This window comes from Pseudomonas sp. LABIM340 (assembly GCF_040017195.2).
In the GTDB taxonomy this organism is placed as follows: domain Bacteria; phylum Pseudomonadota; class Gammaproteobacteria; order Pseudomonadales; family Pseudomonadaceae; genus Pseudomonas.
The window spans coordinates 2,933,846-2,960,364 of sequence record NZ_CM200227.1; the positions used below are offsets into that span (position 1 = coordinate 2,933,846).

Here is a 26,519-nt window from a genome sequence, read left to right on the forward strand (position 1 = left end):
AGATAAGGAACTTGGTCAGACGGGCGGACATCTGGTTCAGTGCCCGCTTCTGGCCGATTTCTGCCTGTGACGTAGGGCCGTTACCGACCCATAGCGGACGCTCAGCGCCCCCATGGACGAAACCTAAGAGCGAAAAAATTGGAGATTTGAAGCTCACTTCTCGCCGAGCAGAGTGTCTAGTTGCTCCGGCCTTGGCGCGCCTTGTACCTGCTCCAGCCGGCCTCTCTGGTTGAGGTAGAAGATCGATGGCGTGGCGTTTACGCCCATTTCCTCGGCCAGCGCCATGTTCTGGTCCAGCTGGTGCTGGATCGACTCGGGAATCTGGCGGGTCGGTTTGAGCGGGCTGGCCTTTCCAGCCAGCTCATGGCTATGCAGGGCCTTGGCCGAGTCGGCGTCAGCCAGCAGCGTTGCCGCTTTGCCCATGCTGTCGGCCTTGATCATGCCGACCATGATGTGCCGCAGCTGGACTTTTCCGCTGTCGACCCAGGGCCGGGCCTGCTGCCAGAACTGCGTGCAGTAGGGGCAGTTGGGGTCCGTGAATACATAGACGGTGCGTGGTGCGTCGTTCTGGCCGTCCGCGATCCAGGCCGACTTTTCCATCTTCGCCCACATTTCCCTGGCCATCGGGGCGAACACCAGACGCTCCAGTGGCTCGCGGCTCAGGTCGTTTCCCTGCGCATCGAACAGGCGACCGCTCAGGACGTGCTTGCCATCTGCGGTGAGGTACAGGGCCATGGCCTGGCCTTCGTATTCGGCGGCATAGCCCCGAAGGCCGTCGGGGGCGTCGAACGCCCCGACGACGCGCGCGCCCTTGGACTCAACCATGCGAATCGCGGCCGGCCAGTCTTCTGCTGCTTGGGCGTTGCCGAGCCCGAGTGCGATGGCCAGGCCGATGGGAAGGTGATATCCGAGTTTCATTGGGGCTCTCTTGTGGGGTGTGGATCGGCAAGATCCCCTGCGCTGTCCTGCTGCTGGGGATGCGGGAAACAAGGGGCGGGCAACTGCGCATCGTCCATCACCTGGACGGTGTGTTCTGCGGGCGAACCGTCGCGGTGCCTACGCCCATGGGGCAGAGGGATGAGGAAGGCCGAAATCTGCAACATCAGCCATTCCCCCTGGCGCGCTGCCACAGGGCCAGGAAGTCCTCCTGGCTGATTTCTCCGGTAATCCGCTGCCCGCGGCGTTCGCTGCCGTCGGGACTGATCCACAGGATGCTGGGCGGGCCGGGGACGCGATATCGCACCAGCAGGGCGCGGCTGCCGGCGTCGTCAGCGGTGACGTCGAGCCGCAGGAGACGGGTGCCCTTCAGCGCCTCCTGCACGGCTGGCTGATTGAACACCTGCTGCTCGATGACCTTGCACGACACGCACCAGTCTGCCGAGTAGTCGAGCACCACCCATTGCTGCCTGGCGTGCGCTTCCTGCAACTGGGTGTCGAGTTCCGCGCTGGTGCGAAGGGTGACGAAGGCGTCCGACGCGGGGAGCGCCGCCGAGCGCGTTGCGCCGTAGACCGTCAGGGGTTGCAGCGGATTCTGCGCACCGCCTGCGGCGCCCAGCAGCATGGCAGCGCCCCAGAGCATCGCGGTCACCCCCACGGCACCCGCCGCGGCACGTCGTCCGGGCAGTCTTCTGCCCGTTTCCAGCGCCGCCCAGCCGAAGGCCAGCAGAAGCACGCCGCCCAGCGCGACCCAGGGGGTCGAGTCGAGGAGGGGGCGAAGTATTACCCAGGCACTGGCCAGCAGCAGGAAGCCGAACAGTGCCTTGACCGCGTCCATCCAGGCACCCGGTCGTGGCAGCCAGCGCCGGCCGAACAGCACCACCAGGATGAGAGGCACGCCCATCCCCAGCCCGAGGGCGAACAGCACCGCGCCGCCCAACAGCAGGTCACCCGACTGGGCGATGTACAGCAACGCGCCGGCCAGCGGCGCCGTCATGCAAGGGCCGACCATCAGTCCGGAGAGTACGCCGAGGATCGCCGCTCCTCCCACGCTGCCGCCCTTGCGCTGATGCCCGGCGGCGTCCAGGCGCTGGCGGAGCGCCGAGGGCAACTGAAGCTCGAAGAGGCCGAACATCGGCAGCGCCAGGATGACGAACAGGGCGGCGAAGCTGCCGATCAGCCAGGGTTGCTGGAGCCAGGCCTGAAGGTTGGTGCCCAGTGCAGCAGCGAGCGTGCCCATGGCGGCGTAGACCAAGGCCATGCTCACGACGAAGCTGCCGGCGAGAACGGCCGATCGCCAGGTGCGCGCGCCGCTACCGACGACGACGGACGCGAGGATCGGCAGCATGGGCAGCGAGCACGGGGTGAACGCCAGGAGCAGGCCGAAGGAGAAGAACAGGACGAGGCTGGAGGTGAACCCGGAACGTTGCAGTTGCGCGGCCAGCCCTTCGTCCTCCGCCACGTCGTCGACGCCTGCGGAGCGTACCGAGGTATCGGCGTTGAGCGCCACGGACCGATGCTGAGGGGGATAGCACAGGCCGGCATCGGCGCATCCCTGCCAACTCACCTGGAGCGATTGGCCGGGCCCGGGCTGGAGGATGACGTCGAGGTCGTCGCGGTAGATAGTCGATGTGCCGAAGTAGGCGTCCTCGTGCGCTTCGCCTCGCGGCAGGTCGGGGGCCTCTTGGGCACCGTCGATGCGCAGGCGGTCGCGGTAGAGGTAATAGCCCGGGCTGATGCGCCAGTGCAGCCGGATCCGCCCATCATCCAGGCGGGACTCATCGAAGGCGAAGGCCTGCTCCACCGGCAGGAAGTCGGCCGTGGTGCCCTTGCCGGGTCCGAACAGCGGGTCAGAAGCCTGCGCCAGGGCAATACCGGGCAGCAGTAGAATCAGGAGTAACAGGAAGCGTCGCATGCAGCTCTCTCGCCAGATCGATCAATGGCGAGGTTCCGCAGCGCCGATTAAGTCAGCATTAGCTGATCGATTGAAGGTCGACGCTCTCGGCCGCTTCGCATAACGTTCACTTAATCCCCGGGTGGCAGCGTGCCGCGACCTCAGAACTGAATTCCGCCATGCACATACTTCTGACCGAAGACGACGATCTCATCGCCGCCGGTATCGTCTCCGGCCTTCGCGCCCAGGGGATGACTGTCGACTGGGCGGGCAATGCCGCCGATACCGATTCCCTGCTGCAGGTCGCCCGGTTCGACGTGCTGGTCCTCGACCTGGGCCTGCCCGACCAGGATGGGCTGCAACTGCTGCGCCGGCTGCGGCGGCGCGGTGACGACCTGCCGGTGCTGATCCTGACTGCGCGTGATGCGGTAAGCGACCGCATCGCCGGCTTGCAGGCCGGCGCCGACGATTACCTGCTCAAGCCATTCGACCTGCTCGAACTGCACGCCCGTCTGCACAGCCTGCAACGGCGTACCGCCGGACGGTGCATCAACGTGATCGAACATGGTTGTCTGAGCTTCGATCCCAGCACGCGTGAAACGCTTCTGGCGGGAGAGTCCGTCGACCTGTCGCGTCGGGAGCAGGCCCTGCTGATGGCATTGCTGGACAATCGGGGGCGCATCCTGACCGCGGACCAGCTCAAGGACAGCATCTACGGTCTGACCGACGACGTGGAAAGCAATGCCCTGAACGTGCACATCCACAACCTGCGCCGAAAGCTCGGCATCGGTATCGTCGAAACCATCCGCGGCCTTGGCTACCGGCTGGGCCCGGCAGGACTCGATGACGGGGCGAGTGCATGAGCCTGCGTGCGCGGCTGAGCCTGATCCTGGGCACGACCTTCCTCCTGCTCTGGTCGCTGGCGGCCGTGTGGATGCTCTGCGACCTGCGTGAGCGTGTGACGCATTCGCTGGATGAACGCCTGGCCGCCTCCGCACGCATGGTGGCCGGACTGTTGCAACAACTGCCGAGGCCGCAGCCCGGCAGGAACGACGCCAACCGGCTGACCGCCGAGCAGCTCGGAATCCCCGATGGCCTGGCGTGCCAGGTGGTTTCCCTGCGCGGCGAGGTGCTCGCGCAGAGTCATGCCACGCCGGACAAGTCCCTCGGCAATGCCGGCAAGGGATTCCACACCCAGGAAATCGACGGGTCGCAGTGGCGCAGTTTCACCCTGCAGGTGGGGGACATGCGCGTCAGCACCGCCGACCGGATAGAGGAGCGCGATGTCCTCAACCGCTCGATCCTGCTTTCGGCGTCGTTGCCCGTGGTGCTCGCCTTGCTGGGCAGCCTCGCGTTGCTCTGGATCGGCGTCACCCAGGGACTGAGCCCGTTGCTGCGGATCCGCGAAGCCATCGCCCGGCGCGGTGCGAACTCGCTGGAGCCGTTGTCGCTGAACAGGCTGCCGGCGGAGATTCGTCCGCTGGTGGAGTCGCAAAACCAGCTGTTCGTGCGGATAGCCAATGCGATCGAACGCGAGCGCCGATTCGCCGGCGATGCGGCCCACGAGCTGCGCAGCCCGCTCACCGCCATCAAGACCCACCTGCAGGTGGCTCGGCTGACAAAGGGAAAGGACTCGGAGCAGGCTCTGGTCTATGCAGAGCAGGGCGCGGATCGCATGCACAGGACGCTAGAGCAACTGCTAGTCCTATCGAAGGTCGAGGGCAGTCTGTCCTTCGACGATGGAGGCGCAAGCGCGATCCTGGAGGTCGTGCGCCATGCAGTGGAGGACGCCATGCATGCTCAGCCTGGTCAGATTGAGGTAGTCAGCGACGGCATTGCAGTTGAGCAGCAGCTCGACGCGCCTGCAGTTCTCGCCATTCTGGCGCTGCGCAATCTATTGGAGAATGCCATGCGCCACACCCGGACTGATACCACCGTGATGCTGGACCTTCACACCACAGAGGACTGCTTGATTGCTCGAGTGATTGACCAGGGGCCAGGCGTCAGCGACGAACTGCTGCCGCGTCTGACCGAGCGATTCTGGCGGATGGACGGTAAGGGAGGCAGCGGTCTCGGGCTCGCCATTGTTCAGGCCATCGTAGAGCGATGCCATGGGCGGCTGAGCTTCGACAGCTCCGGCAAGGGACTCTGTGCCATCCTGGAGCTGCCGCTGCGCCGCTGAGCCTTTAGTTGCCGATGATTCTCTCCATTTCCTGTTGGCCCAACTTCGCGCTCGGGTCGTTGTAATAGAAGTGGGCGTTCTGATCTAGCGCCTGGTAGGCCACAGGATCGGCCTTCGCACGCTCGGCTGCGGACTGCAGTGTTGTGCAAGCCTGTAGCAGGCTTAGAGGCAGAATAAAGAGAGCCAGCTTGAAGTACTTCATCGAGACCTCGAGTCGAAGGTGTGTGCCCGGCCTACGCAGCTGCAGGCTTGAGGTAGTTGTGGCAAGGCATGCCACATCGACTCCCGATGCTGTGACGCTCCGATTAGCTGAGTATTAAGTACCCTCCTTATGCTGGGCTTCTAATTCTCAAGTGCAGCAATGAAGGTCAGCTTCTGGCCGTTTGCTGCCTCTGGATAGCGTCAGCTACCGACCCGTAGCAGAAATCAGTCAGGCGAATAGCGCAGCAATAAACCTTGCCGCGCGTTCAGGAAGATTGCCCCGCTTCCCATGGGATTGATATGATAATTATTCCTATTTGCACCTGGAAGATGATTGGCGATGACGAGCCAGGGCCCGAGCCGGTCGCTGGAGGTCGGCGACCTCTATAAGGAACAGCACCGTTGGCTGCGCAGCTGGTTGCGCAGCCGTGTGGATTGCAGCCAGCTGGCGGCTGACCTGGTGCAGGACGTCTTTGTCCGCCTGCTCGGCAGTACCGACCGGCAGGGGCGCATCGAAGCGGTGCGTGAGCCACGCAGCTTTCTGGCGACGGTCGCGCGCCGGTTGATGATCGATCACTTCCGCCGTCAGCGCCTGGAGCGTGCGTGGCTACAGGCGCTGGCCGAGGTGCCGGAAGCCCTGGACATATCCGCCGAGGATCGCCTGATCCTCATGGAAACCCTGGTCCAGCTCGATGCCATGCTTGCCGCGCTCGGCGACAAGGTGCGCCAGGCCTTTCTATTGTCCCAGCTCGACGGCATGACTTACCGCTGCATTGCCCAGACCCTTGGGGTGTCGCTTGTCACAGTGAACCGTTACATCGCCAAGGCATCGCGTCATTGCATGCTCTACAGCCTGGAGCACGGCTTGTGAGCGGCGCCGGCATCAGCGCCGCGCAACTGGATTCCATCGAGCAGGCGGCGGACTGGTTCAGCCTGTTTGCGAGCGGTGACGCCGTCGCTGCGGATCGCGAAGCCTGGCAGCGCTGGCTGGATGCCTCCCCACACAACGGTTGGGCCTGGCAGCAGGCTGAGAGATTGCAGCGGCGCATGCAGGGGATGCCCGGTGATTTCAGCGGACGTGTCTTCGGCCTTGCGCGGGAGGATCGGCGCAGCAACCGTCGCACCGTACTCAAGGGCATGCTGCTGGCCATCGGAACGGGCGCGCTCGGGCTGGGCGGCTACCGCGAGTTCGAGCAGGGCGTGCTGTTCGCCGATTACCGCAGTGCCATTGGCGAGCGGCTGCCGGTCACCCTCGCCGATGGCAGCCAGTTGCTGCTCAACACTCAGAGCGCGCTGGACGTCGCTTATGCCGACGGGCAATGCCGGGTGACCTTGCGCAGCGGTGAAGTGCTGGTGAACGCCCTGGCCGGCGCGAGCCTCAGCGTGGCAACGGGGCAGGGCGACGTCCGTGCCGTGGGCGGACGTTTTTCGGTGCGCCAGTTCGATGCCGTCTCCCAGGTGGAGGTCTTCAGCGGACAGGTGCAGGTGCAGCCGAAGAGCGCGCGGGGCGTTACCGCGCTGGACCAGGGGCAGGCCTGTCGGTTCGATACCGTCGAGGTGGTCTCCACACGAAGGCTGGATTACGCCGCTGATGCATGGTCACGTGGGCTGCTGATCGCCAACGACCAGCGCCTGGCCGACTTCCTGGCCGACCTGGCTCGCTACCGGCCCGGCCTGCTGCGCTGCGACCCGCAGGTGGCGGACTTGCGCCTGAGTGGCACCTTCGAACTGGACGATCCCGAGCAGACTTTCCGTGCGCTGGCCAGCGCCTTGCCGGTGCGCGTGGAGCGTCGCACACGCTTCTGGATCACGGTCGTGCCGGCCTGATCGGCAAAAATAATTCATGTCGGGTGATATCAATTCGCATCTTCGTTCGACCCATGAAAGACGGCCGATTCGTACGGTCGGTGACCATGAGAGAAGGACGACGATGAATTCCCCGCATAACCCCCCGGCAAATTCCCTGCACCCGCTGCGCGCTCGTGTGCGGCTGGCCATCCTTTGCTCCGCCTTGCTGGCACCCCTGCCGGCGCTGGCCGATGCGGCTGCCAAGCAGCACTACCAGATTGCCGCGGGTGACCTGGGGCAGGTGCTGACGCGCTTTGCCGCCGAATCGGGAATCGTGCTGTCGTTCGATTCTCGTTTGACCCGCGGCCTGAACAGCACGGGTCTGGATGGCAGCTTCCCGCTGGAAGAGGGGCTGCGCACGTTGCTTGCCGGAACGGGCATTCGCGCCGTGCGGGAAAGTGATGGCCGCTATACCCTGGTGGCTGCGTCCACCGACGGCGCGCTGGAGATGGACGCCACTTCGGTGATAGGCCAAGGCCTGGGGGACACCACCGAACACACCGGTTCCTACACCACCGGTAGCACCAGTACGGCCACCAAGTTGCCGTCATCGCTGCGCGAGACACCGCAGTCGGTGACGGTGATGACTCGCCAACGTATCGACGACCAGGCCCTGGCTGACCTCAATGACGTTGTGCAGAACACCCCGGGCATGGTCATCCGGCGCACGGGTCCGGAGCGCTCCACTTACTACGCCCGCGGCTTTGCCCTCGACAACATCATGTACGACGGCCTGCCCACCAGCCTGGACAGTTCGCAGCTGTCCCAGGACCTGCTCTCCGCAGACATGGCCATGTACGACCGGGTGGAAGTGGTGCGCGGTGCCACGGGGCTGATGCAGGGTGCCGGAAACCCGGCCGCGGCCATCAACCTGATTCGCAAGCGTCCTACGCCAACCTTCCAGGCCAGTATCCAGGGCAGCGCCGGCACCTGGGACCGCTACCGTACCGACCTCGACGTGTCCGGCCCGCTGACCGACAACGGTGCCGTGCGCGGCCGGCTGGTCACCGCCTACCAGACACAAGGCAGCTTCCGCGATTCACTGGATAACGAGCGCAACCTGTTCTACGGGATCGTGGAAGCCGACCTGAACGACAACACCACCCTGACAGTCAGCGCTTCGCGCCAACAGGACGACTACAACGGCAACGGCTGGACCGGCCTGCCCGTGGGCTTCGACGGCAGCGACTTGAAGCTGTCGCGCTCCACCTCCCTGAGCAATGACTGGGAGTACTGGAACAAGACCAGCACCTCCGCCTATGCCGCCCTCGAACACGCCCTGGATAACGGCTGGAAACTCAACCTGTCGGCGACCAGGACCTGGGCCGACCTGGACATGCTGGGCACCTACATACTCGGGCGCACCGCTACCCAGACCTATGACCAGTACGTCGGCGCCGGCCATTATCGGGAAAGCCAGAACAGCTTCGATGCCTACGCCAGTGGCCCGTTCCGCCTGATGGACCGCGACCACGAACTGGTGTTCGGCGCCAGCCATCGCCGCGTGGTGTTCAACGGTGATGTTCCGCCAAACGTGCTGCTGCACAGCAATATCGATATCTACAACTGGAACGGCGACACCCCGAAAATCGCCAGCCAGACCAAATACGGTTGGCAGAACACCAACGCCAAGCTCAACAGCGTTTACGCGACCACCCGGCTGAGCCTGGCCGACCCGTTGAAGCTGATTCTGGGCAGTCGCCTTGACTGGTACGAAAACGATACCAGTGCCCCCTACAAAGGCACGGAGACTGAGCTGAAGGTTAACCGTCACGTCACCAAGTACGCCGGCCTGGTCTATGACCTGGACGCGCATCACTCGGTCTACGTCAGCTACACCGACATCTTCAAGCCGCAGAGCTACTTCGATACCTCAGGCTCGGTCATCGAACCGATCACCGGCAAGAACTACGAACTCGGCATCAAGGGCGAGTACTTCGATGGTGCGCTGAACGCCTCCGCCGCCATCTTCCAACTGGACCAGGAAAACCGCGCCAAGGCCATCACCGACCAGAGCATCTGCCCCAGCTACCCCACAACCTCATGCTACGAGGCGGCTGGCGAGGTGCGTAGCAAAGGCATTGAACTGGAACTGCAAGGACAGCTCACGCCCAACTGGCAACTGGGCGCCGGCTACACCTTTACCGAGGCCAAGTACCGCAAGGATGCGAACAAGGCCAACGAAGGGCGCCTGTTCGATACCGACATTCCGCGGCACCTGTTCAAGATGAGCACGACCTACACCTTGCCCGGCGCGCTTGACCAATGGCGCATCGGTAGCTCCCTTTACCGGCAGAACCGCATCTACAACAAGGGCACCACCTACATGGTCGAGCAGGACGCCTTCACGCTGGTGGACTTCATGGTGGGGTTCAAGCCGACTGCCCATATCGATGCGCAACTGAACCTGAACAATGCGTTCGACAAGAAGTACTACAACTCGCTGAGTTCCTCCGTCACGGTGCCAAGCAACGTGTATGGCGAGCCGAGGAACATGATGCTGTCGGTCAAGTACAGTTTCTGAAGCGGCTGGGCGCACGGGTCTGGCTGAGTGGGCGAAACCGGTCGGCCTTTGCGGGGCTGGCTGTGCAGGCGGCGGAGGTGCCTCAGCTGTGCCGCGCCTGGCTCGCCTGCACCACCCGGTGCGCCGGCACGCGCAGTTGCTTCAGCAGGTAGTCGGCGAATTCCTGCGAGAAGGGCTGCAGGGCAATGGCGCGCTCCATGCAGCCCAGCCAGGCGGCGCTGAGGGCTTCGTCGACAGGCCACTGGGCGTGGAAGGACGGGATGGAGATCGAACCGTATTTCTCGCTGAACAGCCTTGGGCCGCCCAGCCAGCCGCTGAGGAAACAGGCTAGTTTGTCGCGCGACTGCTCCAGGCTTTCCGGGTGCAGGCGGCGCAGGTCGGTCGCCTCCGGGAGTTCATCCATCAACCGGTAGAAGTCGTCGACCAGGCGGCGCAGGCCGTCGATGCCGCCAGCGGCCTGGTAGGAGGCATCGCCGGTGCCGAAGGGAAGGGTGCTGCTCACGGTCGGGGCTCACTGAAGTCTGGGGAAGCTGATCATACCCGGCGCGCCAGCGGATGGCCGCAGGCTTGTGCCCGTTCAGACTCAACGCTCCTGCTCGATTCGCCTTCCGGTTCCTTCCTGGCCGGCGCAGCGAACGCCGCCCGCGTCGGATTCGGTGCGGAGCAAGGAGGCCAGCAGGGCTGGCCTCGGGATCTGCCTGCGGGTGAGGGTTCTTACTTCGCTCTGCTGCGCTGGTTCATCAGCCGTTCGATGATGCCCCAGTAGTTCACCGGCACCAGCCGCTCGATGAGCGAGAGGATCAGCGCATCCATGCCGACGATGACCCGTGCGCGGTCTTTCTCGATGCCGTTGAGGATGATGCCGGCTGCCTTGGACGGCGGCATGCGCAGCAGGCGGTTCATTTCCTTGCGCTGGCGCTCGACCTCCACCGGGTCGATGTCCTTCGGCGCCTTGGCATTCTTGGCGATGGAGGTGGCGATGCCGCCCGGATGGACGACCATCATGTCCACGTTACTGCCGCGTAGCTCGTGGCGCAGGGAGTTGCTGAAACCGCGCACGGCGAACTTGCTCGCGCTGTAGGCGGCCTGGCCGGGCGGGGAGACCAGGCCGTAGAGGCTGGACACGTTGACGAACTTGCCGGGCGCGCCGTTGCGCTGAAGCACCGGCAGGAAGCCGCGGGTGATGTCGACGACGGCGTGGAAGTTGATCGCCATGAGCCAGTCGAAGTCTTCCTCGCTCACCCGGTCGAAGCTGCCGCCGACGGCAACGCCGGCGTTGTTGATTACCAGGTGGACGGTCGGGTGTTCCTGCAGCACCTGTTCCGGGAGCTGGCGAACGGCATCCCGTTGCGCCAGGTCGAGCACATGCAGGCTGACGTGGCGGCCGGTGCGGGGGAGGCGCGCGAGGGTCTCGCGCAGGCCGACTTCGTCGCGGTCGACCAGGGCCAGGTGGCAGCCTTTTCCGGCGAGTTGCTCGGCGAGGGCGCGACCGATGCCGCTGGCTGCCCCGGTGAGTACGGCAACCTGATTATCGAGCTTCATGAGGGTTGTCCTGAGTGCGCTGGATGTGGTCGGCGATCAGGCGCGAGAGCTGATGCGCCTGGTGCGAGTCGATCTGGTGGCGCATGCCACGGATCACCTGGTGAGTCGCGCGGGGAATCGCCCTCGCGGTGGCTTCGCCGCCGCTGGGGTGGACCATCCGGTCCAGGTCGCCGTGGAGGACCAGGCTGGGCGCGCTGATGGTTTTCAGGTGGGCCGTGCGGTCGCCGGAGCGGAGGATCGCGCCGATCTGCCGGAACAGCGCCCGGGCGTCGGCGCGTTCGCCGTTGCGCACCCAGGCCAGCGCGGAGTAGTCCTGCCACTGGGCCTGCGCATCCGGCGCGTTGGCGTCGCCGATGTGGCTCATCATGGCGCTGTAGCTGGCGATGGCTTCGTCCCGCGACTGCGGCGCCTTGGCCCGCGACAGGCGCCAGAGCGTCGAGTAGGCGGGCTGGCCGACGCGGCGGTTGCCAGTGGTCGAGAAGATCGACACCAGCGACTTCACCCGGCCCGGATGGCGGTAGGCGAGGGTCTGGGCAATCATCCCGCCCATGGACATGCCGGCCAGGTGGGCGGCGCCGATATTCAGGTGCTCGAGCAACTGGGCGGTGTCGTCGGCCATCTGCTCCAGGCCGTAGCAGGCGTCCGGGGCCTTGCCGCGCAACTGCTGGAACTGGCTTGGATGGGGCGTCGAGCTGCGGCCGGAGCGCCCGGCGTCGCGGTTGTCGAAGCAGATGACTCGCAGCCCGCTCTCGACCAGTCGGTCGATCAGCGCGGCGGGCCAGTAGACCATCTGCAGGCCGAGCCCGGCGATCAGCACCAGCGCAGGCGCTGCCTCGCTACCGTGTTCCGAGTAGCACAGACGCAGGCCGTTGGGCAGTGTGGCGAAGCGTTCTTCGTGCAGGGCCAGGCTCATGCGTGCGCTCCTCCTACCTTGGCGGAGACGAACTCGAGGGCCGGGTCGTCGATGCGGCCCTTGCGGAACACTTTCACGTCGGCGGCGTAGTTCCAGGACATGGACCAGGGATACGTGCTGCCCTGCCGGGGCAGTTTGTCGAGGGAGCGCTGGACGTAGCCGGCGCCGAAGTTCAGCAGCGGTTCGGTCTTCATCGACGGGTCGGCCCTGGGGGTGCAGACCTCGTAGCCGCGCTTGTGCATGTAGCCGAGCAGCCGGGTGAAGTGCTCGCACAGCAGGCCGATCTTCAGCGTCCAGGACGAGGAGGTGTAGCCGATGGCGATGGCGAAGTTGGGGATGCCGCTGAGCAGCATGCCCTTGTAGGTGACGCACTGCGACAGGGGCACCGGCTGGCCGTCGATCTTCGGCTGGATGCCGCCCAGCGGCTGCAGGTTCAGGCCGGTGGCGGTGACGATCAGGTCGGCTTCGAGGTGCTCGCCGGAGCGAAGCTGGATGCCGGTCGGGGTGAAGCGCTCGATGTGGTCGGTGACGATGGATGCCTGGCCCGAGGAAATCACCCGGAACAGGTCGCCGCCGGGCACGGCGCACATGCGCTGTTCCCAGGGGTTGTAGGGCGGGTTGAAGTGAACGTCCACCGGGTAGCCTTCGGGGAGCATTCGCGTGTTCAGCTTGTGGATGATCTCACGCGCCTTGTTCGGGAAGCGCTGGCAGAAGGCGTAGACCCAGCGCTGCTTGGCGATGTTGAAGCGGCGCGTCAGGGCGAACGCCAGGTCGACGCCCAGCCACGGACGCAGCCGGCGCGCGATGGGGTCCTGCGCGGGGACCGGCAGCACGTAGGTCGGCGTGCGCTGCAGCATGGTGATGTGCGCAGCCTCGGCTGCCATCGAGGGAATCAGCGTCACTGCCGTGGCGCCGCTGCCGATGACGACCACGCGCTTGCCGCGGTAGTCGAGGTTCTCCGGCCAGTGCTGGGGGTGCACAATCTGCCCCTGGAACTGCTCCTGGTCCTGGAAGTCGGGAGCGAAGCCCTGGTCGTAGCGGTAGTAGCCGGCGGCGGTGAAGATCCAGCGCGCCTCGATGACCTGTATTTCCTGGGTGTCTTCGCGGCGGACCGTGACCTGCCAGCGCTGCCGTTCGCTCGACCAGTCGGTGTCGGTCACCCGGTGCTGGAAGCGGATGTTCCGGTCGATGCCATTCTCGCGGGCGGTTTCGGCGATGTAGGCCTTGATCGAAGGGCCGTCGGCGATGGCCTTGTTCTCCTTCCACGGCTTGAAGCCGTAGCCGAAGGTGAAGAGGTCGGAGTCGGAGCGGATGCCGGGATAGCGGAACAGGTCCCAGGTGCCGCCCAGGTCTGCGCGCGCCTCGACGATGCTGTAGGAGAGCGTCGGGCAGTCTTTCTGCAGGTGGTAGGCGGCACCGATGCCGGAGATGCCGGCACCGATGATGAGAACGTCGACGGAAGCAGGGCTGTTGTTTTTTGTTGTAGTCATCGAGTCGCACTCTGGTTGTGGCAACGGATGGTGGTGGCAACGAATGGCTGTAACGGTGAATGGTTGTGACAACGTTTGTTGTCAGTTAACTCTGGAGTGTGACAACGCTTGTTGTCAAGGAGTAGGATTGCGCCATGAGTGAATTACCTTCCCCCGCCGATGCGTCGGCGGAGCGCACCTATTCCGGTGTGGCAGTGGCCGAGCGTGCCGCCCAGCGGCGACAGCGCTTCATCGAGGCCGGTATAGAGCTGTTCGGCAGCGTGGGCTACCACGCCACCACCATGCGCACCCTCACGGCGGCGACGGGCCTGACCAACCGCTACTTCTATGAGTCCTTCGCGACCATGGAGGACCTGCTGGTGGCCTGCTACGAGCAGCTCATGGGCGATTACCGCGAGCGCCTGAGCCAGGTACTGGACGCGGCGGAGGGCGGCGTCGAGCCGCGCCTGCGTGCGGGCCTGACCTGCTTCTTCGAAGCCATGACCAACCCCCAGTTCGCCCAGGTGACCCACCGCGAAGTGCTGGGTGTCAGCCCGCGGGTCGACGAGCTGTACAGCCGCCACATGGGCGAGTTCGCCGAGCTGATGATGGAGTACCTCGAGCGCGCGGGCGTGCCGATCGCTTCCCATGATCCGCGCGAGATGGCGCTGGTCGGCGCGGCGCTGGCCGGCTCGGCCATCCATGCCGCCGCGGCCTGGGTACGCAGCCGCTACTCGGCGCCGATCGGCGTGGTGGTGGAAGCGACCCTGAAGATTTTCCTCGGCGCCGTGGGGCAATTGCAGGCGCCGAAGAACTGAGGGCCGGCAGCTACGGGCCTGCCAGGCTTGCTCGGAAAGTGGCGACGAGGCCTTCGCTTTGAGCGCGCTCTTGCGTGGAATGTCCGCTTCTGGCCGCAAGTACCCCAGCTGGTTTTCCTCGCCTGCAATCCACTGAGGGCAAGCACGCGGGCATCACTCACTCGGGCTTCAACCCCTCCAGGACGACCTCATGGCTGCCGCCGCCGTGATAATGGACAGTCGCAGCCGACCGGCTGGGGAGGCGCCCGCCAGGGGCGTAAGCTGAGCAAGTCCGGCTAGGCGCGCCCACTGCGGACTGGGTGATTCTGTCGCCGACCGCATAACCAGGAGCTTCCACCCGGTGCCCGATATTCCGACTGCCTACGCCAAACGCTTCGATGCCGTGCTTGCCTACATCGATGGTCACCTTGAGGGCGACCTTTCGGTGAACACGCTGAGCGAGGTGGCGCATTTCTCGGCGTTCCACTTCCACCGGCAATTCACCGCCTACGTGGGCGTTCCAGTTGCGCGCTATGTGCAGCTGATGCGCCTGCGGCGCGCGGCGCATCGCCTGGCGTCTGGTGCGGAATATTCAGTACTGGATGCCTCGTTCGACGCCGGCTTCGAAAGCCCCGAGGCATTCAGCCGGGCCTTTCGACGGGACTTCGGCATGGCGCCCAGTGCCTTCCGGCAGCAGCCGAACTGGCAGACCTGGCATGCGGTTTTCGCTATTCCCCATTTCTCCAGGAGCATCACCATGCAGGTACGTATCGTCGATTTCGCCGAGGTCCGGGTCGCCGCCCTCGAACACTGCGGCCCTCCCGCACAGCTTGACGAAAGCGTGCGCCAGTTCATCCAGTGGCGCATGGGCAGCGGGCAGTCGCCGGTAGGCGCGAGCCGCACCTTCGGCATTCCCTACGGCAACCCCGACACGACGCCAGCGCAAGCGTTTCGCTTCGACATCTGCGGCGAGATCGCCGAGGCCGTGGCGCCGAACGATTACGGCGTCCGCGAGCTGATCATTCCCGGCGGTCGTTGTGTGGTCGTTCGCCACGTCGGCTCGCCCGATCACATCGGCGAGAGCATCTATCCGATCTATCGCGACTGGCTGCCCGGCAGCAACGAAGAACTCCGCGACCACCCGCTGTTCTTCCACTACCTGAGCGTCTTTCCCGAGATGCCGCTGGAAGAGTGGCAGACGGATATCTACATCCCGCTGCAATAGCGCGCAGATCCAGCACCTTGCCGTCGTCCGAGCGATTCGTGACGGCGGCACTTTGTGCTGCCTGGTTGAGTTGACGGCCAGGGGCTTTGACGCCAATGCGACCATCATTCCATCCTGACGCCCGCGGCTGACGGCAAGCGTCCGCTACTGACCCGAAGGGGACATCCTCTGGGCTACCCAATCGCCAGGCGCTGGCCATCGGCAGGAATGAGCAGCCTGTGGGCAACCCCCGTCTCGATGGCTGCCTGCCTTAGCTCCTGTCGAGTGACAGGGCAATGGTTGATAGCTTCCAGGTGGTTGGCAACGACAGTGCCTTCGCTGAGGGTGGCGAACTCAAGCACATCAGCCAGCCCCATGATGATGTCTCCGCCAACATCGAAACGCGCGCCTCCGGCTGGTATGACGCTGACCTGCGGTTGATGCTGGATGACGAACTCCCGCACGGTTTGCGTCAGTACGGTATCTCCGGCCAGGTAGATGCTGGGCTCGCCCGGATATTCGATCAGGTAGCCAACTCCGTGCTCCATCATGCGCCCGACCAGCCCGCCGCCATGGGTGCATCGCACTGTGCGAATCCGGCCGCCCAGAAACGCGACCGGATCACTGTGGCTCTCTGCCAACGGCTGAACGTTCAGCTTTCGCCTGGCCAGGTAGGCGGCGTCATGGGGAGTGCAGATAACCGGAATATTTCGTGACACCAACCACTTGATGGCTGCCCGGTCAAGATGGTCGAAATGGCCCTTCTGGCAGTGCGTGATCAGGCAGTGTGTGACTGAATCCAGAGCCTGTTCCGCCGAGGCCGGCAACTCGACGGTCGGGTTCCGCTGCCGGGAGGAAAACAGCCTCAGCGACGGCAGGGTACCTTTACCTGCGAGCATCGGATCGACCAGGATTCGCTTGTCGTCCAGTTCCAGAATGATGGTTGCGTTGCGGATCTGCTGAATCTTCATCGTGCACCTCTTCCCAAAGATGGGTTCATGGTGCTCGCCAGATGAAGTGTCCATAATGGCAGCTTCAGCCACAATTCATTCATTTCCTGCCATGCCCAGCACGCTTCGAATAGGCCTTGCCCTGTTTCCCAACTGCATGCCCGCAGGTCTTCTGGCTTTCAATGACCTGCTTCACGCTGCCAACCGGCGCTCGGGGGCGGCGTTGTTCGAGACGCAATACGTCGGCACTCGAAAGGGGGTAGTCGAGTGCGCTCATGGCTTGCAACTCACGGCTAGCCACGCGATTTCCGAGTTGACTCTCGATGCCATCCTGATCCCCGGCCTCTGGGCCGAGTCTGTCAGTCAGGCGGAGGCTGCCCTGGCTGCCAATGCAGAGCTGATTGGCGCCCTCGCTCGGATTGGCAGGCGCTGCAGAGTCTGGAGCTACTGCACGGGCGTCGTGCTTGCCGCCGCGTCAGGGCGCTTGGCTGGCGAAGAGGCAACGGCAACCTGGTGGCTCGCCGACATGCTGATCAAGCGGTACACCGATACGCGCTGGCAGTTTGAAAAGCACTGCGTCTTCAACGAGCGCACCGCGACGGCCAGCGGCGTCAATGGCTATCTGCCAATTGCCCAGGCATTGCTGGAGACGCATGTCAGCCAGACAGCACTGCACGACTTGATTCGGCTGATGGTGCTACCGCGCCCCACGCAGACCCATGATGTATTCCAGTCGGTGAGTCTGATCGAGCAGCCCGGCGAGTTTTTGCGGCGGGTGCATACGCTTGTGCATTCGCTTCCTGCCGAACAGATCACGGTGCAGAAACTTGCGGATGCTCTGTGCATGTCGCAAAGGACGCTCGCGCGGAAGGTGAGGGCAGACACGGGGCTGGCCACTGCAACCTACGTGCGCCGCATCAAACTCAGCCAGGTAGGCGAACGGCTGGCGCTGACGTCCGCGTCGATCAAGTCCATCTGCGAAGAACTGGGATTCAGCAGCGACTCCAATCTCCGGCGCATGTTCCGGGAATTGACCGGGCTTACTCCGACTGAGTATCGACAGCGATTCGCTCGTTTCTGATAGCGATAGCTACCGACCCATTGCGGACGTTCAGCGATTGATCTCCGGGTATCGACGGGGATCGCTGGGCGAGTTGCTCGGCGTACCGAGTTCCAGTCGCCAGTAGCCCACGTCGTGCCACTGGCCCAGCTTGAAGCCGACCTGAGGGAAAGTGCCGATGTGCCGGAATCCGAGCCGTTCATGCAGGCCAACGCTACCGGCGTTGGGTAGCGCGATGCCGGCATAGGCTGCGTTGAATCCCTGCCTGGCCAGGATGGGAAGCAGCTCGGCATAGAGGCTGCGACCCACTCCAGCACGACGCTCACCCTCTGCGATGTAGACGGTCACATCCACTGCCCATCGGTATGCGGCACGCGCCCTGTGCTGGCTGGCATAGGCGTAGCCAACCAGGCGTCCATCGCGTTCTGCAACGAGGTACGGGTAGTTCTGCAGCGTCGTAACGATGCGCTGTCGCATCTCCTCGATGGTCGGCGGTACCTCCTCGAAGGAGATTGCCGTGCCAGCCACTATGGGGGCGTAGATGAGCTGGATTGCCGGCGCATCTTCAGGGCGTGCTTGTCTGATTTCGATGGGCATGGCGACCTCAGATCGAGCGCTGATTCACGCGGGCGGACAGCTGCTCGGCGCTTTCCTTGCGCTCCGAATAACGATCCACGAGGAAGTCCTGGCGATCGCGCAGCAGCAGGGTGAACTTCACCAGTTCCTCCATCACGTCCACCACACGGTCGTAGTACGCCGAAGGCTTCATGCGTCCCGCGTCGTCGAACTCCAGGTAAGCCTTGGGCACCGAGGACTGGTTGGGGATGGTGAACATGCGCATCCAGCGGCCGAGCACGCGCAGCTGGTTCACCACGTTGAACGACTGCGAGCCGCCGCAGACCTGCATCACAGCGAGCGTCTTGCCCTGGGTGGGGCGCACGGCGCCGAGCGCCAGGGGAATCCAGTCGATCTGCGCCTTGAATACCGCAGACAGGGCGCCATGTCGCTCCGGCGAGCACCAAACCTGGCCTTCCGACCATAGCACCAGATCACGTAATTCCTGCACCTTGGGATGCTCCACCGGCACATCGTCAGGTAGCGGCAGGCCCGAAGGATTGAAGATGCGCGTCTCAGCGCCGAAGTGCTCCAGCAGGCGCGCAGCTTCCTCCACCAGCAGGCGGCTGAAGGAGCGTTCGCGGGTCGATCCATAGAGCAGCAGGATGCGTGGCTTGTGCTCACTGGTGTTGGGTGCCGCAGGCGGCAGGTCGAACAGCGAAAGGTCGAGGTTGGGCAGTTGCTCGGACATGTTTCCTCCTGCTCAGAGAGCGCCGATGCGATCCAGCTCGCGCTTGAGTTCGTCGCGGCCGAGGGTGGCGAAAGGAAGGGCGAAGAAGGCCCGGCAGCGCAGCTCGATGCGCGCCAGCGTGGCGCGGAAGGCGGCGTCGATGGCGGGCTCATCACCCACCACATCGGACGGGTCTTCCAGCCCCCAGTGGGACTTCAGCGCCGGGCCGAAGTACACCGGGCAGGCTTCGCCGGCGGCCTTGTCACAGACGGTGATGACGATGTCTGGCGGATTGCCTTCGAACGCGTCATTGCCTTTGCTGCTCAGGCCTTCGATGGAAATACCGGCCTGGTGCAGGGTGGTTAGGCTGCGCGGCAGCACCTGGCCCTTGGGGAAGCTGCCGGAGCTGACCGCCTCGAAACCTTCCGGCGCCAAGTGGTTGAACTGCGCTTCGGAAAGGATGCTGCGGCAGCTGTTGGCCGTGCACATGAACAGGACTCGCATGGAGGACTCCTCCGCTCAACGCGGACATCAGAGGCTCAGGCGCAGCGCCAGGGCCGAAAGGGTGATCAGCAGGACGGGCAGGGTCAGCAGGATGCCGACCTTGAAGTAGTAGCCCCAGGTGATGCGCATGCCTTTACGCTCCAGCACATGCAGCCAGAGCAGCGTGGCAAGGCTGCCGATGGGGGTGATCTTCGGGCCGAGGTCGCAGCCGATCACGTTGGCGTAGATCATCGCCTCGCGCACCAGTCCTTCCGCGCCGCTGGCCTGGATCGACAGGGCGCCGACCAGCACGCTGGGCATGTTGTTCATCACCGACGACAGCAGCGCCGAGAGCAGGCCGGTGCCGATGGCCGCGCTCCACAAACCCTGTTCGGCAAGGCGGTCGAGCAGGTAAGTGAGGAAGTCCGTGAGGCCGGCATTCTTCAGGCCGTACACCACCAGGTACATGCCGAGGGAGAAGATCACCACCTGCCAGGGCGCTTCACGCAGCACGCGGCGGGTGGAGATGCGGTGCCCACGAGCGGCGACGGCAAACAGGATGGCCGCGCAGACTGCGGCCACCGCGCTGACCGGGATGCCCAGCGGCTCCAGGGCGAACAGGCCGACCAGCAGCACCAGCAGCGTCCACCAGCCGACGATGAAGGTGGCGCGGTCGTGGATCGCCGCCTTTGGCTCCTTCAGCGCATCGAGCGCGTATTGCCTCGGAATGTCGCGACGGAAGAACAGGAACAGCACCAGCAGGGTGGCGGCGACACTGGCGAGGTTCACCGGCACCATCACCGAGGCGTACTCGGCGAAGCCCAGGCCGAAGTAATCAGCCGAGACGATATTCACCAGGTTGGAGACCACCAGCGGCAGGCTCGCTGTGTCGGCGATGAAGCCCGCAGCCATGACGAAGGCCAAGGTCGCGGCGGGCGAAAAGCGCAGGGCGAGCAGCATCGACATGACGATAGGTGTGAGGATCAGTGCCGCACCATCGTTGGCGAACAGCGCCGAGACAGCGGCGCCGAGCAGTATGCAGAAGGCAAACAGCCGGTAGCCGCTGCCATTCGCCCAGCGCGCGACGTGCAACGCGGCCCACTCGAAGAACCCGGCCTCATCCAGCAGCAGGCTGATGATGATGACGGCGATGAAAGTGGTGGTGGCGTTCCAGACAATCGCCCAGACGGTCGGGATGTCGTGCAGCGAAACTGCGCCGGCGGCCAGGGCGATGATCGCGCCCAGTGCGGCACTCCAGCCGACGCCGAGGCCCTTGGGTTGCCAGATAACCAGTACGAGGGTGACGACGAAGACAGCAACGGCGACCAGCATGGAGGACTCGCTTGGAAAGGATCAGCAGCAGGCGGCATCACGGACGGGGCGGCCGTCCATGTTCTGCAGGCGGAGGGTGTTGTCGGCCAGCCATTGCGCGTTGGCTCGCAGGGTGACCTGCAGCATCTCGTGTACCCAGTCAGGCAGCTCGGGGTTGAGGCGGTAATACACCCACTGGCCCTGGCGACGATCCAGCAGCAGGCCGCTGCTGCGTAGCTGTGCCAGGTGGCGGCTGATCTTCGGCTGGCTGTCGTCCAGCGCGCACATCAGCTCGCAGACGCAGAGTTCGCCCAGACTGGCGATGAGCAGGGTGGCGCGAACACGGGTCTCGTCGGCCAGGCTCTTGAAGACTTCGGGTGGAGTGATCATGGCTTCACCTTACATATGGAAAACCGAATATACGTATTTCCATATGTAATGGGCAAGCCCTGCTGAAATTGAGCGCCCGCTCCATGGCCAGCTGCTGCCGCTCGTAAGAGGCCGCTACCGGAACGGACATGAATGCATCTGCTCTTCTACGGCCAAGTGGCGGGGGCATTGGGGGACAGAGCTGCAATGTTGATCCCCAGGTAAACACCTCTTGAGAGACAGGCTGCTTTCACATCCCTTGCTGTAGAGCAGGCGAAGAAAATGCCTTCATCGATAGCATTGTTTGCCGCACTGCGGTGATTGCTTCACTGAGAGCAATTCCACTCAGCCCAAGATGGCTGACCTACCCTGAAATCACGGGGCTCCAGCCAGCGTCGGAGGGCATTTCGATGTGCTGGAACAGGGTGAACCGCATGAAGCCGAAAACTGCCTGGCCAATGGATCTACGCTCGTTGATTCTCGGGCTGGTCCTGCTGTCGGTTTTGGCGACATTGGCCAATAGTCTGACCATGGCCTACAGAGTCCAGCGTGACGCGCTGATCGAGCACGCATTAGCCTCCAACAGCGCCTACGCATCCAAGGTCGCCTCCAACATCAGTGAGTTCCTGCGTTCGACACAAAGTCATCTGCGCTACAGCGCTGACGAGCTGAGCAAGCATTGGGGCGACTCCGCGCGCCTGCGTGACGAAGCGATGCGATTGCAGGCCCAAGACATCGACTTCAATTCCATTTCCATCGTCGATGCCTCCGGCAAGGTACTGCAGGCCTATCCGGATGCACTGCAGATCATCGGAACCACGCTGCGTTCGGAGGGCATCCAGCAAGCGCTGCAGACTCATCGCCCACAAGTCAGCCCGGCCTATGTTTCCGTAGCCGGCAACCTTGTGGTGTTCATTTCCCAGCCGATCTTCGATAGCTCCGGCAGCTTCCTTGGCATCATTGGCGGCTCCGTCTACCTGCGTAAGCAGAGCGCACTGCATACCGTGATCAGCAGCCACTTCCACCATGAAGGAACCTTTGCCTTCGTGGCCGATGGAAACCGCCGGCTGTTGTTTCATCCAGAACCAGAGCGAATCGGCGAAAAACTCGACTGGAGCAAGACAGTCGATGCGGCATTGAGGGGCGAAAGCGGAGCCATGGAAGTCCCCAATTACCTGGGTATTCCAATGCTCGCGGGGTACGCCCATGTCGCGAACGCCAACTGGGCAGTAGTGGCGCAGCAGCCCCGTGAAATAGCTTTGGCGCCGCTTGACCGATTGATGCGCGACATGATCCTGGAGATGCTGCCGGCCGCTTTGATCGGGCTGATCCTGGTCTGGTTTGGTGCAGCGCTGATTGCCCGTCCACTCCATCAGCTCGCATCCATTGCCGAGCAATTGTCGGCGCCGCAGACAGCGGAGCAATTAACAGCGGTGAACGCCTGGTACCCCGACGCCTCAGCCATTCGCCAGGCCATGCTGACTGGGGTGCAGTTGCTGCAGCAGAAACTGGGAAGGCTGCACCATGAGGCTCAAAGTGACTCTCTGACCGGACTTGCCAACCGTCGGGCCATGGGGGGGCTGCTTCAGTTGTTGGAACAAACGGGGCAGGAGTATTCAGTTCTTGCCCTGGATATCGACCACTTCAAGCGCGTCAATGACACCTATGGCCACGATGCGGGGGACGTAGCGTTGCAGCAGGTCGCAGCAGTGCTCCAGGAGCACACTCGCGCAGGAGATCTAGCGTGCCGCGCTGGCGGAGAAGAGTTCTCGCTGATCTTCCCGGATACGTCCCTGGCGACGGCACAGGCTATTGCTGAGCGTATTCGAGAAGCCATCGCCGCGCGTGAAATTCCCCAAGTCGGCCGCATCACAGTGTCCATAGGCGTGGCCAGCCGTGACAGCGAGGACGAATCAGCGGATGCAGCGCTCAAGCGGGCGGATCAACACCTGTACCAGGCCAAAAAGGATGGGCGCAATCGGATCGAACCGGCCATAACTGCCTAGCAGGCATCGACCCGGAGCGAGCATTCAGGCAATGGGAATTCCCCGGCTCAGGTGAGCTCCTGAGTGACATACAGGTAGAACGCTCGCGCCATTTCCCGCTCCGTCCGCCGATCAGTCAGGGCGAGGGTTCCGCCATGGTTGACCAGTGCGTAAACCAGGGTGCCGAGCATCATCTGGAATGCGTAGAGGATGCGTTGCTCTACCAGGGGCGACGGCCCTGCCGGGTGGATTCGGGCCAGCCGCGGCACTGCCTGTTCGACGTAGGCCATGTTCAGGCGCTTCACCGGGTCGTCCCCTTCACGAGCGCGCTGGATGATGGACGCGCGCAGCACGCCTTCATGCCGATAGGCCCATAGACGCAGATGGCGGGCAATCTGCTCGATCATCTCGCGCAGCCCCCACTGGCGGGCATCAAACTGCCCCATGCGCAACGCTGTGGTATCGCGTAATTCGGCTTGAACCAGCACCTGCAGGGCATTGAAAAACACTTCCTTGCTTTCGAAGCGCGTGTAGAAGGCTCCGGTCGTCACCTCGGCGCGGGCGCAGAGGTCATTGATCGTCAGTTGCTCCAGCGACATCTGGCGAAGCAGGCGGCGCCCGGCTTCCAGCATGGCATGAGTGGTGCGCAGGCCGGGGGCGTAGCGGGGCGACTGGTAACCGGCCAGGCCGTCCAGTTCGCTCAAGGCGGCTTTCATGGTCGATGCGACTCTCCTGGATCAATGGCGAGGAGCATACCCGCTCGCCTCCAGAGGACATAGCTTGCCGCCCTTGGAGCCGTGGTCACTCGTAGCTGCCTGCGTTGGTATTCCCGGGTGTGATGGCAAGTCTTCCGCACCCGCTCAATGAGTTCGCCCTCCATTTCCGCGACTCCAATCCCTGCGTTGACAGTGGCATTTTCTCGTGCCTATCGTAGAAAACATATTCCAGATTATCAATTGGTCATTTTGCAACCTGATCTGGGCTATGCATCTCGGTACAGGCCTTCGGCTGCCGAGCCACTTGGATGTCATCGAAAACAAAAAAATTGGAGAGAACGATGAATGCACCTGCTCAAGTCGCAGCAACCGCTGTGCGTGATTACACCCAGCCTGCTGCCCATCCCGATCTGGGAAGTGAGGTTTGTGTCCACCTGCACCCCGAGGGCGTTCCGCTCTTCATCGAGCCAGTCTCGGAGCGCCTGAAAACGGACTTCGCCGCGTTCAAGGCTTGGTTCGTCGAACATGAGCAGGCCATCGAAGCGTTGTTGCACAAGTTCGGCGCGCTGCGTCTGCGTGGATTTCCGGTGAACGGCTCCGAGGATTTCGCCCAGATGATGGCCCACTACCCAAGTGCGGACATGGGCTACACAGGCGGCGGTACGCCGCGCGCGGCACTGGCCGGCAAGGTGTTCGAGGCCACGCGATTCCCGAAGAACATCCGCCTGCCGCTTCACCAGGAAATGAGCTACCTGAAGCACTGGCCGCTGAAGGTCGGGTTCTACTGCCACCAGCCCTCGGAAGTGGGCGGTGCGACGGATATCGGACTGATCTCGCGCCTGGAGTCGCTGCTTGAACCGAGCTTCCTGGAACGCATCCGCCGGCACGGCCTGATCTACAAGCGCAACTTCCGCGACAAGTACGTCGAGAGCGATGACCTGCTCCATCCGGATCTGGTGAGCCTGCACCGGCCTTGGCAGGAGGCGTTCTTCACCGAAGACCGGGCCGAAGCTCAGGCGGCCTGCGAGAAGATGGGATTGGAATGGCGCTGGCTCGACGATGGGAGTCTGGAAACCCGCTACCGCAGCAGCGGTTTCGTCAATCATCCGGTACTGGGTACCCAGCACATGTTCAACCAGGCCAACACGATGAACACCATCGACAGCGGCGTGAACAGCATCAACTGGCCGGCCTACACCGAGCGCTACACCCATCGTCCGAAGCCGACCGAGTGCACCTTCGGTGATGACACCTCCATGACCCACGACGAAGTGATGATGTACCGCCAGGCTGGCCATCAAGCCACGGTGATCGTGCCTTGGCAGAAAGGCGAGGTGATGCTGATCGACAACATCCTCGTGCTGCACGGCCGCTCTCCCTATGAGGGCGAGCGCAACATCCAGGTTCAGCTGTTCGGGAGCGGGAGCCATGGCTGAGCTGAAGAGCGTTCCGAAGGGCGCAACCGATCAGGCGGCCCTGGAATGGCAGACGCGCGTAGACCTGGCGGCCGCTTACCGCCTGGTCGAGCTGTCTGGCTGGAGCGACCTGATTGCCACGCATATCTCCGCGCGGGTTCCGGGAACTACCGACGAATTCCTGATCAACCCGTTCGGCATGATGTTCGACGAGATCACCGCGAGCAGCCTGATCAAGATCGATCTGGACGGTAACCAGATCGGCGAGTCGCCGTACAACGCCAACAAGGCCGGCTTCACCATCCACAGCGCCGTGCATCAGGCTCGGCATGACGCGGGGTGCGTGATTCACCTGCATACCACCAGCGGCATGGCGGTATCGGCACTGGAGGAAGGGCTTCTGCCGCTGTTCCAGACCGCGATGTTCCTGACTGGCGATCTGTCGTACCACGACTATGAAGGGCCAGCGCTTCACCTGGAGGAGCGCGAACGTCTGCAGAAGGATCTCGGCAACACGCACCAGATGATCCTGCGCAACCACGGCACCCTGACCCTGGGCGGAACCGTGGCCGAAGCGTTCATCCGCATGCACATGCTTGAGCGGGCGTGTGCCGCCCAGGTGTGCGCACTGGGGATGGGGCGACCGATACACAAGGCCTGCGACGAAGCCCGTATCACGACCGAGCAGATGTGCCACACCGGCATGCTGGGGCGCTTCGGCGCCCTGGCCTGGCCAGCACTGCTCCGCAAGCTTGACCGTGAACTGCCCGGCTACGACCAGTGAACCCAGCAGCCCCTTTCCGGCTGGAGAGGGGCTTTCGACAACAAGAACAAGAGAGCTCTTTTATGCAGCACGAACGCGCCCGTTTCACGCACATGGAAGACGGCACGGCCGATGACTGGGCCATCATCAGCCGCGAGTTTCGCAGCAATTACGGCCCCTATCTGCCTGATCGAATCCTCGCCCATCTGAAATTGCTGGAAGGTGACTGCGGCGGCTTCGCCGTTGATCGCCTGACTCATTCCCTGCAATGCGCCACGTTGGCCTGGGAGGATGGACGCGATGAGGAATACATCGTCTGCGCACTGCTGCATGACATTGGCGACACCCTCGGCTCGTACAACCATCCGGATATCGCCACCGCGATACTTCGCCCTTTCGTCAGTGAGGAAAACCTCTGGATGGTGCAGCACCACGGCATCTTCCAGAGCTATTTCTTCTTCCACCTGATCGGCAAGGATCGCAACCTGCGCGAGCAGTTTCGCGGTGACCCGAACTTCGAACGTACCGTGGAGTTCTGCGCAAAATACGATGCACCGGCCTTCGATCCGCTGCTCCCGACGAAGCCTCTGGCGTTCTTCGAGCCAATGCTTCGTCGGGTGTTCGCGGAACCGAAGCGCTCGATGTATACCCCTGCTAAATCGGCTTGATTCG

General features: G+C 63.6%; 26 protein-coding genes. 12 read left to right on the top strand and 14 right to left on the bottom strand.

The features are described 5' to 3' along the window. Positions 1–153 precede the first annotated feature (153 nt). A complete protein-coding gene (gene dsbG / locus ABKS89_RS13675) occupies positions 154–918 on the bottom strand; it encodes a thiol:disulfide interchange protein DsbG (RefSeq protein ID WP_348589044.1) in 765 nt (254 codons plus the stop codon). 184 nt (positions 919–1,102) lie between these two features. Beyond that, positions 1,103–2,851 (bottom strand): protein-disulfide reductase DsbD, encoded by a 1,749-nt coding sequence (gene dsbD, locus ABKS89_RS13680; RefSeq protein ID WP_348589043.1) that lies wholly within the window; start codon positions 2,849–2,851, stop codon positions 1,103–1,105. Between the two features lie 158 nt (positions 2,852–3,009). Between dsbD and ABKS89_RS13685 the strand changes: the two genes are divergently transcribed. Further along, a complete protein-coding gene (locus ABKS89_RS13685) occupies positions 3,010–3,693 on the top strand; it encodes a response regulator (protein WP_348589042.1) in 684 nt (227 codons plus the stop codon). Further along, positions 3,690–5,012, top strand: a complete 1,323-nt coding sequence (locus ABKS89_RS13690) for an ATP-binding protein (RefSeq protein WP_348589041.1) — start codon at positions 3,690–3,692, stop codon at positions 5,010–5,012. The genes ABKS89_RS13685 and ABKS89_RS13690 overlap by 4 nt, the downstream gene beginning before the upstream one ends. A 4-nt stretch (positions 5,013–5,016) precedes the next feature. Here ABKS89_RS13690 and ABKS89_RS13695 read toward each other — a convergent pair whose 3' ends face one another. Beyond that, positions 5,017–5,214: a hypothetical protein gene (locus ABKS89_RS13695; RefSeq protein ID WP_151187371.1), complete on the bottom strand. Its 198-nt coding sequence runs from the start codon at positions 5,212–5,214 to the stop codon at positions 5,017–5,019. Positions 5,215–5,553: 339 nt separating this feature from the next. Between ABKS89_RS13695 and ABKS89_RS13700 the strand changes: the two genes are divergently transcribed. The 3 genes from ABKS89_RS13700 (at position 5,554) to ABKS89_RS13710 (ending at position 9,585) form a co-directional block, all read left to right on the top strand. Continuing rightward, positions 5,554–6,084: a sigma-70 family RNA polymerase sigma factor gene (locus tag ABKS89_RS13700; protein ID WP_348589040.1), complete on the top strand. Its 531-nt coding sequence runs from the start codon at positions 5,554–5,556 to the stop codon at positions 6,082–6,084. Beyond that, positions 6,081–7,040 carry a FecR domain-containing protein gene (locus ABKS89_RS13705; RefSeq protein ID WP_348589039.1) on the top strand — a complete coding sequence of 320 codons (960 nt, stop codon included), beginning with the start codon at positions 6,081–6,083 and terminating at the stop codon, positions 7,038–7,040. The genes ABKS89_RS13700 and ABKS89_RS13705 overlap by 4 nt, the downstream gene beginning before the upstream one ends. Before the next feature lie 103 nt (positions 7,041–7,143). Then, positions 7,144–9,585, top strand: coding sequence for a TonB-dependent siderophore receptor (locus ABKS89_RS13710; protein WP_348589038.1), 2,442 nt, complete (start codon positions 7,144–7,146; stop codon positions 9,583–9,585). An 82-nt stretch (positions 9,586–9,667) separates the two neighbouring features. Here the strand turns inward: ABKS89_RS13710 and ABKS89_RS13715 are convergent, their stop codons facing one another. From ABKS89_RS13715 to ABKS89_RS13730, 4 genes are all read right to left on the bottom strand, one after another. Then, positions 9,668–10,087, bottom strand: coding sequence for a group II truncated hemoglobin (locus tag ABKS89_RS13715; protein ID WP_348589037.1), 420 nt, complete (start codon positions 10,085–10,087; stop codon positions 9,668–9,670). Positions 10,088–10,299: 212 nt separating this feature from the next. Continuing rightward, entirely contained in the window at positions 10,300–11,127 is an 828-nt protein-coding gene (locus ABKS89_RS13720; RefSeq protein WP_348589036.1) for an SDR family NAD(P)-dependent oxidoreductase, read from the bottom strand. Then, positions 11,114–12,040: an alpha/beta fold hydrolase gene (locus ABKS89_RS13725; protein ID WP_348589035.1), complete on the bottom strand. Its 927-nt coding sequence runs from the start codon at positions 12,038–12,040 to the stop codon at positions 11,114–11,116. The genes ABKS89_RS13720 and ABKS89_RS13725 overlap by 14 nt, the downstream gene beginning before the upstream one ends. Continuing rightward, positions 12,037–13,530, bottom strand: a complete 1,494-nt coding sequence (locus tag ABKS89_RS13730) for a flavin-containing monooxygenase (RefSeq protein WP_348589034.1) — start codon at positions 13,528–13,530, stop codon at positions 12,037–12,039. The genes ABKS89_RS13725 and ABKS89_RS13730 overlap by 4 nt, the downstream gene beginning before the upstream one ends. 134 nt (positions 13,531–13,664) lie before the next feature. On the opposite strand from ABKS89_RS13730, the gene ABKS89_RS13735 reads away from it, so the two are divergent. Then, positions 13,665–14,327 carry a TetR/AcrR family transcriptional regulator gene (locus ABKS89_RS13735; RefSeq protein WP_138217048.1) on the top strand — a complete coding sequence of 221 codons (663 nt, stop codon included), beginning with the start codon at positions 13,665–13,667 and terminating at the stop codon, positions 14,325–14,327. Between the two features lie 340 nt (positions 14,328–14,667). After that, on the top strand, positions 14,668–15,531 hold the full coding sequence (locus tag ABKS89_RS13740; RefSeq protein ID WP_348589033.1) for an AraC family transcriptional regulator: 864 nt from the start codon (positions 14,668–14,670) through the stop codon (positions 15,529–15,531). Between the two features lie 173 nt (positions 15,532–15,704). Here ABKS89_RS13740 and ABKS89_RS13745 read toward each other — a convergent pair whose 3' ends face one another. Continuing rightward, on the bottom strand, positions 15,705–16,481 hold the full coding sequence (locus ABKS89_RS13745) for an MBL fold metallo-hydrolase (protein ID WP_348589032.1): 777 nt from the start codon (positions 16,479–16,481) through the stop codon (positions 15,705–15,707). Between the two features lie 55 nt (positions 16,482–16,536). Between ABKS89_RS13745 and ABKS89_RS13750 the strand changes: the two genes are divergently transcribed. Then, positions 16,537–17,541, top strand: coding sequence for a GlxA family transcriptional regulator (locus ABKS89_RS13750; protein ID WP_348589031.1), 1,005 nt, complete (start codon positions 16,537–16,539; stop codon positions 17,539–17,541). A gap of 30 nt (positions 17,542–17,571) precedes the next feature. On the opposite strand, the gene ABKS89_RS13755 is transcribed toward ABKS89_RS13750, so the two are convergent. The 5 genes from ABKS89_RS13755 to ABKS89_RS13775 are packed head-to-tail and all read right to left on the bottom strand — an operon-like array spanning position 17,572 to position 20,989. Further along, positions 17,572–18,117 carry an arsinothricin resistance N-acetyltransferase ArsN1 family B gene (locus ABKS89_RS13755; protein ID WP_138217045.1) on the bottom strand — a complete coding sequence of 182 codons (546 nt, stop codon included), beginning with the start codon at positions 18,115–18,117 and terminating at the stop codon, positions 17,572–17,574. 7 nt (positions 18,118–18,124) lie between these two features. Then, a complete protein-coding gene (gene arsH / locus ABKS89_RS13760) occupies positions 18,125–18,826 on the bottom strand; it encodes an arsenical resistance protein ArsH (protein ID WP_138217044.1) in 702 nt (233 codons plus the stop codon). Between the two features lie 12 nt (positions 18,827–18,838). Continuing rightward, positions 18,839–19,309, bottom strand: a complete 471-nt coding sequence (locus ABKS89_RS13765; RefSeq protein WP_138217043.1) for an arsenate reductase ArsC — start codon at positions 19,307–19,309, stop codon at positions 18,839–18,841. Between the two features lie 27 nt (positions 19,310–19,336). Beyond that, complete coding sequence (locus ABKS89_RS13770) at positions 19,337–20,620, bottom strand: arsenic transporter (protein WP_348589030.1); 1,284 nt, start codon at positions 20,618–20,620, stop codon at positions 19,337–19,339. Between the two features lie 21 nt (positions 20,621–20,641). Continuing rightward, positions 20,642–20,989, bottom strand: a complete 348-nt coding sequence (locus tag ABKS89_RS13775) for a metalloregulator ArsR/SmtB family transcription factor (RefSeq protein WP_043273940.1) — start codon at positions 20,987–20,989, stop codon at positions 20,642–20,644. A gap of 413 nt (positions 20,990–21,402) precedes the next feature. Here ABKS89_RS13775 and ABKS89_RS13780 point away from each other — a divergent pair, with 413 nt between their 5' ends. Continuing rightward, on the top strand, positions 21,403–22,974 hold the full coding sequence (locus ABKS89_RS13780) for a sensor domain-containing diguanylate cyclase (RefSeq protein WP_348589029.1): 1,572 nt from the start codon (positions 21,403–21,405) through the stop codon (positions 22,972–22,974). Positions 22,975–23,021: 47 nt separating this feature from the next. On the opposite strand, the gene ABKS89_RS13785 is transcribed toward ABKS89_RS13780, so the two are convergent. Beyond that, entirely contained in the window at positions 23,022–23,669 is a 648-nt protein-coding gene (locus ABKS89_RS13785; RefSeq protein ID WP_348589028.1) for a TetR/AcrR family transcriptional regulator, read from the bottom strand. A 308-nt stretch (positions 23,670–23,977) separates the two neighbouring features. Here ABKS89_RS13785 and ABKS89_RS13790 point away from each other — a divergent pair, with 308 nt between their 5' ends. From ABKS89_RS13790 to ABKS89_RS13800, 3 genes are all read left to right on the top strand, one after another. Continuing rightward, positions 23,978–25,105, top strand: coding sequence for a TauD/TfdA family dioxygenase (locus ABKS89_RS13790; RefSeq protein WP_138217038.1), 1,128 nt, complete (start codon positions 23,978–23,980; stop codon positions 25,103–25,105). Further along, the gene (locus ABKS89_RS13795) at positions 25,098–25,868 is read left to right on the top strand and encodes a class II aldolase/adducin family protein (RefSeq protein ID WP_348589027.1); all 771 of its coding nucleotides are present in this window, start codon (positions 25,098–25,100) and stop codon (positions 25,866–25,868) included. Before ABKS89_RS13790 ends, ABKS89_RS13795 begins: the two co-directional genes overlap by 8 nt. A gap of 62 nt (positions 25,869–25,930) precedes the next feature. Beyond that, positions 25,931–26,515 carry an HD domain-containing protein gene (locus ABKS89_RS13800; RefSeq protein WP_138217036.1) on the top strand — a complete coding sequence of 195 codons (585 nt, stop codon included), beginning with the start codon at positions 25,931–25,933 and terminating at the stop codon, positions 26,513–26,515. Positions 26,516–26,519 lie beyond the last annotated feature (4 nt).

Bases quoted from the DNA above. Each gene is read 5' to 3' on its own strand.
- ABKS89_RS13750 (WP_348589031.1), top strand. From the start codon at position 16,537: ATGGCAGCTTCAGCCACAATTCATTCATTTCCTGCCATGCCCAGCACG.
- arsH (WP_138217044.1), bottom strand. From the start codon at position 18,826: ATGTCCGAGCAACTGCCCAACCTCGACCTTTCGCTGTTCGACCTGCCG.
- ABKS89_RS13695 (WP_151187371.1), bottom strand. From the start codon at position 5,214: ATGAAGTACTTCAAGCTGGCTCTCTTTATTCTGCCTCTAAGCCTGCTA.
- ABKS89_RS13710 (WP_348589038.1), top strand. From the start codon at position 7,144: ATGAATTCCCCGCATAACCCCCCGGCAAATTCCCTGCACCCGCTGCGC.
- ABKS89_RS13735 (WP_138217048.1), top strand. From the start codon at position 13,665: ATGAGTGAATTACCTTCCCCCGCCGATGCGTCGGCGGAGCGCACCTAT.
- ABKS89_RS13770 (WP_348589030.1), bottom strand. From the start codon at position 20,620: ATGCTGGTCGCCGTTGCTGTCTTCGTCGTCACCCTCGTACTGGTTATC.
- ABKS89_RS13765 (WP_138217043.1), bottom strand. From the start codon at position 19,309: ATGCGAGTCCTGTTCATGTGCACGGCCAACAGCTGCCGCAGCATCCTT.
- ABKS89_RS13775 (WP_043273940.1), bottom strand. From the start codon at position 20,989: ATGATCACTCCACCCGAAGTCTTCAAGAGCCTGGCCGACGAGACCCGT.
- dsbG (WP_348589044.1), bottom strand. From the start codon at position 918: ATGAAACTCGGATATCACCTTCCCATCGGCCTGGCCATCGCACTCGGG.
- ABKS89_RS13720 (WP_348589036.1), bottom strand. From the start codon at position 11,127: ATGAAGCTCGATAATCAGGTTGCCGTACTCACCGGGGCAGCCAGCGGC.
- ABKS89_RS13780 (WP_348589029.1), top strand. From the start codon at position 21,403: ATGAAGCCGAAAACTGCCTGGCCAATGGATCTACGCTCGTTGATTCTC.
- ABKS89_RS13795 (WP_348589027.1), top strand. From the start codon at position 25,098: ATGGCTGAGCTGAAGAGCGTTCCGAAGGGCGCAACCGATCAGGCGGCC.
- ABKS89_RS13800 (WP_138217036.1), top strand. From the start codon at position 25,931: ATGCAGCACGAACGCGCCCGTTTCACGCACATGGAAGACGGCACGGCC.
- ABKS89_RS13755 (WP_138217045.1), bottom strand. From the start codon at position 18,117: ATGCCCATCGAAATCAGACAAGCACGCCCTGAAGATGCGCCGGCAATC.
- ABKS89_RS13700 (WP_348589040.1), top strand. From the start codon at position 5,554: ATGACGAGCCAGGGCCCGAGCCGGTCGCTGGAGGTCGGCGACCTCTAT.
- ABKS89_RS13785 (WP_348589028.1), bottom strand. From the start codon at position 23,669: ATGAAAGCCGCCTTGAGCGAACTGGACGGCCTGGCCGGTTACCAGTCG.
- ABKS89_RS13725 (WP_348589035.1), bottom strand. From the start codon at position 12,040: ATGAGCCTGGCCCTGCACGAAGAACGCTTCGCCACACTGCCCAACGGC.
- ABKS89_RS13790 (WP_138217038.1), top strand. From the start codon at position 23,978: ATGTCATCGAAAACAAAAAAATTGGAGAGAACGATGAATGCACCTGCT.
- dsbD (WP_348589043.1), bottom strand. From the start codon at position 2,851: ATGCGACGCTTCCTGTTACTCCTGATTCTACTGCTGCCCGGTATTGCC.
- ABKS89_RS13685 (WP_348589042.1), top strand. From the start codon at position 3,010: ATGCACATACTTCTGACCGAAGACGACGATCTCATCGCCGCCGGTATC.
- ABKS89_RS13730 (WP_348589034.1), bottom strand. From the start codon at position 13,530: ATGACTACAACAAAAAACAACAGCCCTGCTTCCGTCGACGTTCTCATC.
- ABKS89_RS13745 (WP_348589032.1), bottom strand. From the start codon at position 16,481: ATGAAGATTCAGCAGATCCGCAACGCAACCATCATTCTGGAACTGGAC.
- ABKS89_RS13690 (WP_348589041.1), top strand. From the start codon at position 3,690: ATGAGCCTGCGTGCGCGGCTGAGCCTGATCCTGGGCACGACCTTCCTC.